This window comes from Fusobacterium sp. IOR10, from assembly GCF_010367435.1.
Classification (GTDB): domain Bacteria; phylum Fusobacteriota; class Fusobacteriia; order Fusobacteriales; family Fusobacteriaceae; genus Fusobacterium_B.
Genome location: NZ_WJWY01000009.1, coordinates 73,834 through 83,545, shown reverse-complemented (window position 1 = coordinate 83,545; position 9,712 = coordinate 73,834). Strand labels below are relative to the sequence as shown.

Annotated in this window: 11 protein-coding genes; all 11 read right to left on the bottom strand. The window is 29.2% G+C overall.

The genetic code is table 11. The features are described 5' to 3' along the window. Positions 1–172: 172 nt before the first annotated feature. Positions 173–625, bottom strand: coding sequence for a hypothetical protein (locus tag GIL12_RS04040; protein ID WP_163469077.1), 453 nt, complete (start codon positions 623–625; stop codon positions 173–175). 15 nt (positions 626–640) lie between these two features. Continuing rightward, entirely contained in the window at positions 641–952 is a 312-nt protein-coding gene (locus tag GIL12_RS04035; RefSeq protein WP_163469076.1) for a hypothetical protein, read from the bottom strand. A gap of 1 nt (position 953) precedes the next feature. After that, a complete protein-coding gene (locus GIL12_RS04030; RefSeq protein WP_163469075.1) occupies positions 954–1,403 on the bottom strand; it encodes an RNA polymerase sigma factor in 450 nt (149 codons plus the stop codon). A 73-nt stretch (positions 1,404–1,476) separates the two neighbouring features. Continuing rightward, positions 1,477–2,517, bottom strand: a complete 1,041-nt coding sequence (ispG, locus tag GIL12_RS04025) for a flavodoxin-dependent (E)-4-hydroxy-3-methylbut-2-enyl-diphosphate synthase (RefSeq protein WP_163469074.1) — start codon at positions 2,515–2,517, stop codon at positions 1,477–1,479. A gap of 15 nt (positions 2,518–2,532) precedes the next feature. Then, positions 2,533–3,549: a PTS transporter subunit IIC gene (locus GIL12_RS04020; protein ID WP_239056057.1), complete on the bottom strand. Its 1,017-nt coding sequence runs from the start codon at positions 3,547–3,549 to the stop codon at positions 2,533–2,535. A gap of 90 nt (positions 3,550–3,639) precedes the next feature. Further along, positions 3,640–4,650: a peptidoglycan DD-metalloendopeptidase family protein gene (locus GIL12_RS04015; RefSeq protein ID WP_239056054.1), complete on the bottom strand. Its 1,011-nt coding sequence runs from the start codon at positions 4,648–4,650 to the stop codon at positions 3,640–3,642. Beyond that, the gene (rho, locus tag GIL12_RS04010; protein WP_370456697.1) at positions 4,647–5,933 is read right to left on the bottom strand and encodes a transcription termination factor Rho; all 1,287 of its coding nucleotides are present in this window, start codon (positions 5,931–5,933) and stop codon (positions 4,647–4,649) included. The genes GIL12_RS04015 and rho overlap by 4 nt, the downstream gene beginning before the upstream one ends. Continuing rightward, positions 5,914–7,263: a tRNA (N6-isopentenyl adenosine(37)-C2)-methylthiotransferase MiaB gene (gene miaB, locus GIL12_RS04005; RefSeq protein ID WP_163469072.1), complete on the bottom strand. Its 1,350-nt coding sequence runs from the start codon at positions 7,261–7,263 to the stop codon at positions 5,914–5,916. Before miaB ends, rho begins: the two co-directional genes overlap by 20 nt. A gap of 73 nt (positions 7,264–7,336) precedes the next feature. Beyond that, a complete protein-coding gene (locus GIL12_RS04000; protein WP_163469071.1) occupies positions 7,337–7,990 on the bottom strand; it encodes an N-glycosylase/DNA lyase in 654 nt (217 codons plus the stop codon). A gap of 13 nt (positions 7,991–8,003) precedes the next feature. Beyond that, complete coding sequence (locus GIL12_RS03995) at positions 8,004–8,873, bottom strand: alpha/beta hydrolase (protein ID WP_163469070.1); 870 nt, start codon at positions 8,871–8,873, stop codon at positions 8,004–8,006. Continuing rightward, positions 8,874–9,698: a diaminopimelate epimerase gene (gene dapF, locus GIL12_RS03990; protein ID WP_163469069.1), complete on the bottom strand. Its 825-nt coding sequence runs from the start codon at positions 9,696–9,698 to the stop codon at positions 8,874–8,876. It lies immediately after the preceding gene. Positions 9,699–9,712: the final 14 nt, after the last annotated feature.

Genomic DNA, 9,712 nt, shown 5'->3' with positions numbered 1-9,712 from the left:
AGAAATAGAATTTTAATTTATAGCAATTTAACAAAAATAAAAATTCCTTCAGCATAAAGCTGAAGGAACAAAAACATTATTTATTTTTTTATTTTTCTCCACCAACACCAGTTGACAAAGAACCATTAAAATAAAAAAAAGAAAGTTAAAACATTTTAACTTTCTTTTTTTATTATTTACTTTGTGTTTTATTATTTTCTGTTAATTTTGCTTTTCTAACTCTTTCAAGGGCTATATTTCTTGCTTTTAAATATTGTTCTTGACTTATACATTGCTGAGCTTCATATTGTGCCTTTATTCTATCCTTTAGAATCTTAGCCTCTATTACACCTATTTCATCAACTAATGCATAAACTTTATCCCAATTATCTTCTATTCCTTCTAATATACATTTATTAATTTCCAATTCTTTACTCTTTTTATCTAACAACAAATATTCATATCTATTCTTAGATTTTTTTATAATTTCATTGGCCTTTATTACCTTATCCTTTGAAACACCAACTTTAGAAAAATCCTCAACAGTTATAACACCTAAATTTTTAACTGTTTTATTTGGAATTTCACTACCATAAGATAATGCACCTATCATTAAACTACACACTATTAAATAAACTTTCTTCATATTATTCTGCCTCCATTACGCCTGCATATTCATTAAGAAGTATTCGTCAGCTTTAATCTCTTCTTTTTCCATTGATATAGATTTCCCATTAAAATATTCATCAATTGCCTTATTTTGTTGTATATTATTATTAACGCTATTATTAGAACTTGTTTTTATTTCTAATCCTGGCATATTATTATTTGGAACTAAATTATATACAGAACCTGCAAAGATACCTATTACAAAAACTGAAATTGACAAATAAGATTTTCTTCTATTTTTTTGTTTTTCTTCTTTTAATAATTGTTTGTATATATTAACTCTAACTCTTTCCTTTGGCGACATCCTAACCCTCCTCTAAATTTTTTAATGCTTTGTAGTATATTGATTTTATTGTTGATATATTCCTACCCTTTAATTCAGCAATTTCTCTAAGTTTATATCCATAAATGTCTTTAAGTACCACTACTTCTTGTTCACTTTGTTCTAATTTTTTCAAATTTTCCTTAACAATTATAGATCCATTTAGATCCACTGCTTCTTCAATGTTTAGTATCTCCTCATTCAACTCCAAATTTATTTTCTTCTTCCTAAAGAAATCATAAGTTTTATTTATTGCTATTCTATATATCCAAGTATATATTTTGCTATCTGCTCGGAATTTATGTAAATTTTTATATACACTTATAAAGACTTCTTGAGCTAAATCTTCTGCATCTTCTGGATTTTTCACTGAACTAAGGATTTTATAATAAACACGATCGAAATACTCTTCATATATTTGATCAAAATCCATTTTTTTTCTCCCCTATTTTTTTTTATTTTTATACTTATTTGACATTGAATATTCCAAAAAAGTTAATTTTTTATTATTTTTTTTCTATTAATTTTTTTAGTTCCATCATTATATCTTTTTCTTTTACCTTTTTTAAAATCACTCCTTTTTTAAAAATAACACCTTCTCCCTTTCCACCAGCCACTCCAAAGTCAGCTTCCTTGGCTTCTCCAGGTCCGTTTACAATACAACCCATAACTGCTATTTTAATATCTTCATTTAAATATTTAAATTCATTTTCCACTTCTTTAGCTAAAGAAATTAAATCTATTTCTGTTCTCCCGCAAGTTGGACAAGAAACTATTTCAACTCCCTTTCTATATCCTAAAACTTTTAATATTTCCTTTGCCACTTTAATTTCTTCCACTGGATTTTCTGTTAGAGAAACTCTAATAGTATCCCCTATACCATCTGCTAATAAACTTCCAATTCCTATAGCTGATTTAACAGTTCCTTGAAAAGCAGTTCCTGCTTCAGTAACTCCCAAATGTAATGGGTAATCAACTAAATTACTAATTTTTCTATAGGCATCTATCATCATTTTTACATTACTAGCTTTTATTGAAATAATTATATTGGTAAATCCAAATTTTTCCAAAAGCCCCACATGATACATGGCACTTTCAACCATTCCATCTGCAGTTACTTCCCCATATTTTTCTAGAATCTTCTTTTCAACAGATCCACTATTTACACCTATTCTTATTGGAATATTATATTCCTTAGCCTTATGAACAACTAGTTTAATTTTTTCATCACTACCTATGTTTCCTGGATTAATTCTTAGCTTATCTATTCCATTTTCTATTGCCATAATAGCTAATTTATAGTCAAAGTGAATGTCTGCTACTAGGGGAATATTTATTTTATCCTTTATTTCTTTTATAGCTCTTCCTGCTTTCTCATTATTAACTGTTACCCTTACTAGTTCACAACCTTCTTTTTCAAGTTCTAAAATTTGAGCCACTGTTTTTTCAACATCACTTGTTTTTGTATTGGTCATAGATTGTATAATAACTGGATTGTTTCCCCCTACTAAAATATTTCCTATTTTTATTTCCTTTGTTTTTTTCATAACTATCTCCTTAAATTAAAGATTCAATTTTAAATCCCCATATTTTATCCAATTTTTCTTTCTCATAAATTCTGAAATTATTAAAGAAATTACCCCTGGTAATATAAAGTGTAAAAATAAAACCACTATGTACATTGAAGGACCTGAATCCATCACTGATATTGTTGTAATCTGTCCTACTAAACCACTTGTTCCCATTCCTGCCCCTATTGGACTATTTTTCATTTTAAAAACCATAGTGGCAACTGGACCTAAAATTGCAGAGGTTAAAATTGATGGTATCCATATTTTCCAATTTTTTATAATATTACTCATTTGAAGCATGGAAGTTCCTAAGCCTTGGGCAAAGAATCCTCCCCATCCATTTTCTCTAAAACTAATAACTGCAAAGCCAATCATTTGAGAAGCGCATCCAACTGTAGCTGCCCCTGCTGCTATGCCACCTAATCCTAGCATCATACAAATAGCAACACTACTAATTGGTAAAGTTAAAGCTATTCCAACTAAAACTGAAACAAAAATTCCCATGTAAAATGGTTGTAACTCTGTAGCTCTCATTATTATTTCTCCAAAGGTCCACATTATTTTTGAAATAACTGGTCCTATGGCACTTCCAACTAACATTCCAGCCACTATTGTAAAGGCAGGAGTTAGTATAATATCCAACTTTGTTTCCCTTGATATTAATTTTCCAATCTCCACTCCAACAATTGTAGCAATAAAGGCACATGCAGGGCCACCTAGAAGGTTTCCACTTGCACCTGTAATAGTTGATGCAAACAATACTAAAGGTGGGGCATTTAGTCCATAAGCCACTGCAACACCTATTGCAGCTCCTGTCATTTGGGCACTCATTGCCATTGGAGCAACATCCTTTACCAAATAATCTATACCAAATTTTAATCCCACTGTTTTTAAAATTGTTCCTATAAGAAGTGAGGCAAAAAGACCCATGGCCATGTTACTCATAGCTTTTATTAAATACCTTTCCACACTTATTTTTACATCTTTTTTCTCTAAAAAATCTTTAATATTCACAGTTTCCTCCTAATAATAGTTACCAATTTCTTATAAATATATAAATTTAGAGGGAATCTCTTCCCTCTAAATTGTGTAATAATATTATCTTTCTAAATATTTCATAGGATTTAGAGGTCTTCCATTTTTTCTAATTTCAAAATGTAAATGTGGTCCTGTTACTCTTCCAGTCATACCACTTTGGGCAATAACCTGACCAATTCTAACTCTAGCTCCTCTTTTAACATAAATTTTATTTAAATGAGCATATCTTGTTTCATAACCATCTGCATGTCTTACTTTTATAAGCCTTCCATATCCTCTAGAATATCCAGCAAATATAACTACTCCACTTCTTGCAGCACTTACAGGTATATATCTAGCTCTTAAATCAACCCCTGCATGTAAAATATATCTTTTTAATACAGGATGATATCTGTTTCCAAATGGACTTGTTATTCCTGAATATTTCACAGGCATTTTAAATAAAGAATTCATATTATTTAAAACATCTGGATCTGGATCTTTTAAAAATAATTCTTGACCTATTGATAATTCCTCAGTTTCCAAAACATTGTATAGTTTAATATCTGACAATTCAACTCTAAATTTATAAGCTATTTTATAAAGGGAATCTCCCTTTTTAACTTTATAATAAATTCCATTTATTGAAGGAATAACTATTTCTTGTCCAACTTTTAAATTGCTTGTAACATCAGGGTTATTATTTCTTAAAACAGATAGAGCTACCCCTTGGTTTACAGCTATACCACTTAAAGTATCTCCTGAAACAACTTTATATATTTTTTTTACAGGCATTTGAAATGCTTCTTTTTTATCTTTATCTTGGATTTCTACAGTTTTTTCTTTAATATTATAAACAATCTTCTTCGAATAATAATTACTTGTTAGAAGCATATATCCATCTTCATTTGTTTCATCATTAGTATAATAATCTGCAAATTTAGATAAGTTAACTACTTCTTTACTAAAAGGTCTCAATGTTACAAAACTTATAACCAAACTTATAATTATAGTTAATAAAATAATGATCTTAAAGTCTCTATTTCTTGGCTTTTTATTGTTGCTTTTATTTTCATTTAAATATACATTCAAGACCTTTCCTCCATGTTTTTATATCTTTTTATTAATTCTTCATTATCTTCACTAGAATTTATTTGATTAATTAAATATTTAGCTGCTGAAGTTTTATCTAAACTAGATAAATATCTTCTAAATTTCCATATAATTGGTAATTTTTTGCTATCTATTAAAAGTTCTTCTTTTCTAGTTCCAGATTTTTGAATATCAATAGCTGGATAAATTCTTAGTTGAGATAGACCTCTATCTAAATGAATTTCCATATTTCCAGTTCCTTTGAATTCTTCGTAAATTATATCATCCATTTTACTTCCTGTATCAATAAGAGCTGTTGCAATAATAGTTAAACTTCCACCTTTTCTTATATTTCTAGCTGCTCCAAAAAAGTTTTTTGGATAATATAGAGCACTTGGATCTATACCTCCAGAAATTAATTTTCCACTAGAAGGAATTACTATATTATATGCCCTTGCTAATCTTGTTAAAGAATCCATAAGAATAACAACGTCTTTTCCATTTTCAACTTTTCTTTTAGCTTGTTCTATTATTTCCTCTGTAACTTTTATATGATTTTTAGGATCTTCATCAAAGGTTGAAGAATACACCTTTGCTCCTAAAACATTCTCTTTTATATCTGTAACCTCTTCTGGTCTTTCGTCTATAAGTAAAATTATAACTTCAACATCCTTGTGATTTTTTATTAAAGCATTTGCTATATTACTTATTAAAACAGTTTTTCCTGCCTTTGGAGGAGCTACAATAAGACCTCTTTGACCTTTTCCAATGGGAGCTATTAAATCTATTATTCTACATGATGTATTTTTCTTGTCTGTTTCTAACTTTAATTTTTCAGTTGGATAAGAAGGTGTTAATTCTTCAAAGGCAACTCTAGATTCTGCATCCTTTGTGAAATTTCCATCTACAAACAAAACTCTTCTTAAAGCATAATTTTTTTCATCTCCAACAGGTTTTCTAACTTCTCCAGTTACAATATCCCCTGTTCTCATTTTAAATCTTTTTATTTGTGAGCTTGAAACATATGTATCCTTTTCAACTGAAGTTTCTCTTAAAAATCCGTACCCATCAGTCATTACATCTAATTTCCCACTAGCTATAACATAACCAGGATTGTTTTCCATATAATTTTCCAAAACCTCTATTAATTCCTTTTTTTTCTTTTTGGAAGAATCGTATATACCCAATTGTTTACATATTTCAATTAATTCTTTTAATAAAAAATTTTCTAGGTCCAATATCTTCTCCTCTCTAAAATTATACTTAATCCACAACTTCCCCATAAAGAGTCCATGTTTTACATTGGTTAATTTTAATATTTACAAATTGCCCCTTTAAAGAAGGATCTCCTTTAAATAAAACAACTTTATTTGAAGAAGTTCTACTTGAAAGCATGTCTTTATTCTTTCTACTTGCCCCTTCAACTAAAACTCTTTCAATTTTCCCATAATATTCTTTACTAACTTCATTAGACATTTCTGTTTGTAAGGAAATTAATCTTTGTAATCTATCCTTTTTAACTTCTTCTTCTATTTGTTCTTCCATTTCCCCAGCTTTTGTTCCAGTTCTAATAGAATACATGAACATAAAGGCTGTGTCATATTTTGCTTTTTTTACAACATCTAAAGTATCTTTGAAATTTTCCTCTGTTTCTCCAGGGAAACCTACTATTATATCTGTGCTCAAGGCAACATCTGGTATTCTAGATTTTAATTTATCCACTAACTCAAGGTATTGTTCCTTAGTATATCCTCTGTTCATATCATTTAAAATCTTAGTTGACCCAGATTGTAAAGGCACATGAACACTTCTTGCTATTTTAGGATTTCTTGCAATAACATCTATTACGTCATCAGTGAAGTCCCTTGGATGTGGAGATATAAATCTAATAAGGAAATCCCCCTCTATATCTGCTATACCTTGTAAAAGATTAGCAAAGGTTTCTCCCTCAGAAAGACCTTTCCCATAGGAATTTACATTTTGTGCAAGTAACATTATTTCTTTATATCCTTTTTTTACATATTCCTTAGCTTGATTAATTAATTCTTCCATTGGTATGTATTTTTCTCTTCCTCTAACATAGGGAACTATACAATAGGTACAAAAGTTATTACACCCATAACCTATAGTCATAGAAGCTGTTATATCATTATTAAAATCTGCATCTATTCTTGGAGGTAACTCATCGTCATATCCTGTTAAGACAACATGTTTTAATTTCTTATCTCTTAATTTTCCAGCTTTTATAACCTCTTGAACCTTTTCTATTTTTTCTAGAGCTTCTGGTATCTTTGAGATATTTTGATTCCCCATAATTATATCAATGCATGGGAATTTTTGTAATAATTTTTTTCCTTGTTCTTGAGCAAAGCAACCAGTTATTATTATTTTGGTTCCCCTTGCATCTCTAGCTTTTTTTAATTCTCCAAGCTTACCATATATTTTTGTTGCAGCTCCTTCTCTCACTGTACATGTGTTTAAAAAAACCATATCGCTTTCTTCTATTTTTTCAGTTATATTATAACCTAAATCTTCCATTATTGTTCTTATTTTTGCACTTTCGTTTACATTCATTTGGCATCCATAAGTTATTACAGTTGCATTTTTAGACATTTTTCCTCCATATTTTACGCTTAATTTATCTTAAAAATTATATCACGGTAGCTAGTTTTTTTCAAATAAAAGCTTATTTAAATATCTCCCCAGCTTCTAAGTACCATAAGAAAAGATCTATATGATCCATTGGAATATCTGTTTCTTTACAAAACATTCTCATTTTTTCTTCTATGTCCAAATATAATTTTTTTGTTAAAGTTTTAGGCACTTCCTCTATTATTTCAAGTCTAACTAAATTTTTAAGTATATGTCTATCTAATATTGCTATATTGTCCCCAAAACCTATATTTCTTAAAAAATGTCCTGCCTCTTTATATGCCATTCCCTTTATATTCTTAACTATCCATTCTCTCTTTTCTTCAACTGTACCTAAAGAACTAAAAAAATCTTTAGTTATTATTTTCCCATTTTCATCAGTCATTTTTTCCCTTAGCTCAACTAAATATCTAGCTTTATTATTTTTAAATCTAACTATATTTAAATATTCAGATAATTCCTCTGCTGGAGCCTTAAATAAAACTCCCTCTTCCCTCATGGTTGTAATTGCTTTCCATGCATTTCTTGCCTTTGATTGGGGAGTTAAAATACAAAAAGAAAGTTCTGCGTGAATATCTTCATTGCTTCCTTTTTCCCATATATTTCTATATTCCTCTAATCTCTTTTCTATACTAGGTTTTATTTCTAAATATTTATCTTGTACCTCATAAAAATATTTATTTTTCATTTCTTTCTCCCTTCTACTGAAAGACTTTTAACCAAGCTAATATTTTTGTAGCTAGTTGTTTATCTTTATTTATAAATCTGTGAGTTGCCCCTTCTATAATTTGTCCACAAAAGTTAGGACATTTTTTTAATTTTGTTTTTATTAAATTTAAATCTTCCCTTGCTGATGAGATTATAACACTGTCATGTTCTGCTAATATCATACAAATTGGCTTATCTATTTTGGAAATAATTCCAAAATCATCTGGATTATCCATTATTGGAAATCTATCAACTGAACTTCCCTTTTTAAAGCCATTCATTGTTCTTGCACTTACTGGAAATATTCCACCAACTATTTTTTTAGAAAGTAATTCTTTCCCTCTTCCAGAATTTACAAGGTCTTCAGCCTCTTTTAATGTTTCCTTTTCATAATTATTGAAATATCCACAAGCATCAGGAATGGAAATAAATAAAAATTTATCTATTTCTGAGCTTCCTTTAACAGCAACATAATGTAAATTTTTACATCCTCCCATGCTGTGACTGGCAAGTATTATTTTTTTATAACCTAGTTCTTTAGCTTTTTCAACCCAAGCTTCAATATCGTAAACACTTTCTGAAAATTTTTCATAGGTTGAACCTATAATTTTATTTCTTCTTTTTCCTGTTGTCCTATCCTTTACAACAATACTATTAATAACCCCATATCCCCTTGTGTGACAAAATATAAAACCATAACCAGCAGCAGATAAGTCTCTACCAACCTGTTGAGCAAAACAATTTTCTATTATATTGTCATACATTCCGTGAATTAAAATAACACAAGTTTCCCTATTTTTAGGTTCCCAATGCCCTCCTAATAAATTCAATCCATCTAGGGTATCTTTGTGAATTAATTTCATTTAAAATTCACCTTCAAAGGTTATTTCAGCTCCCCCTTGAAGAAGTACACTGTTTTCTAATACTGTTACTTTTAAATCTCCTCCCTCTGCAATAACTTCAACTTCTTTATCCACTAATCCTAATTTATTTGCAACTAATCCTGCAGAGCAAGACCCTGTTCCACAAGCTAGAGTTCTTCCTGCTCCCCTTTCCCATGTGTAAATTTTAAGTCTTTTATTGTTTTCAACATAGATAAAGTTTACATTTGTTTTTTTAGGAAAAAGAGGATGTTTTTCTATTTTTGCACCTATATCATTAATATCAAATTCATCTTCACTATCCATAACTATAACAGTATGAGGAACTCCTAAATATATTGAAGAAAATTTTATAATTTTCCCATCTATATCCATTTCTCTATTAAATACTTCTTCCCCCTCAAGTAAAACTGGAACTTCACTTGGTTTAAATCTAGGATTTACTATTTCAACTTCTACTTTTTTCACATGTCCATTTTCTGTTTCTAAATTTATATTTTGAATTCCTGCTAAAGTTTCAACTGTAAATTTATCTTTTTTTTCTATTATACCCTTTTCATATACAAATTTAGAAAAGCATCTAATACCATTTCCACACATTTCCCCTTGGGACCCATCACTGTTATAATAATACATTTTTATATCTGAATTTTCACTTGGAAGAGCTACCATTATCCCATCTCCCCCAACACCAAATCTTCTATCACACATTTTTTTTATTTTAGGAACTATATCCTCTAGTTTATACTTATACCCATCAAACAATAGAAAATCATTTCCTGCCCCTTGCATTTTTGTAAATTTCATATAATCACCTCAAT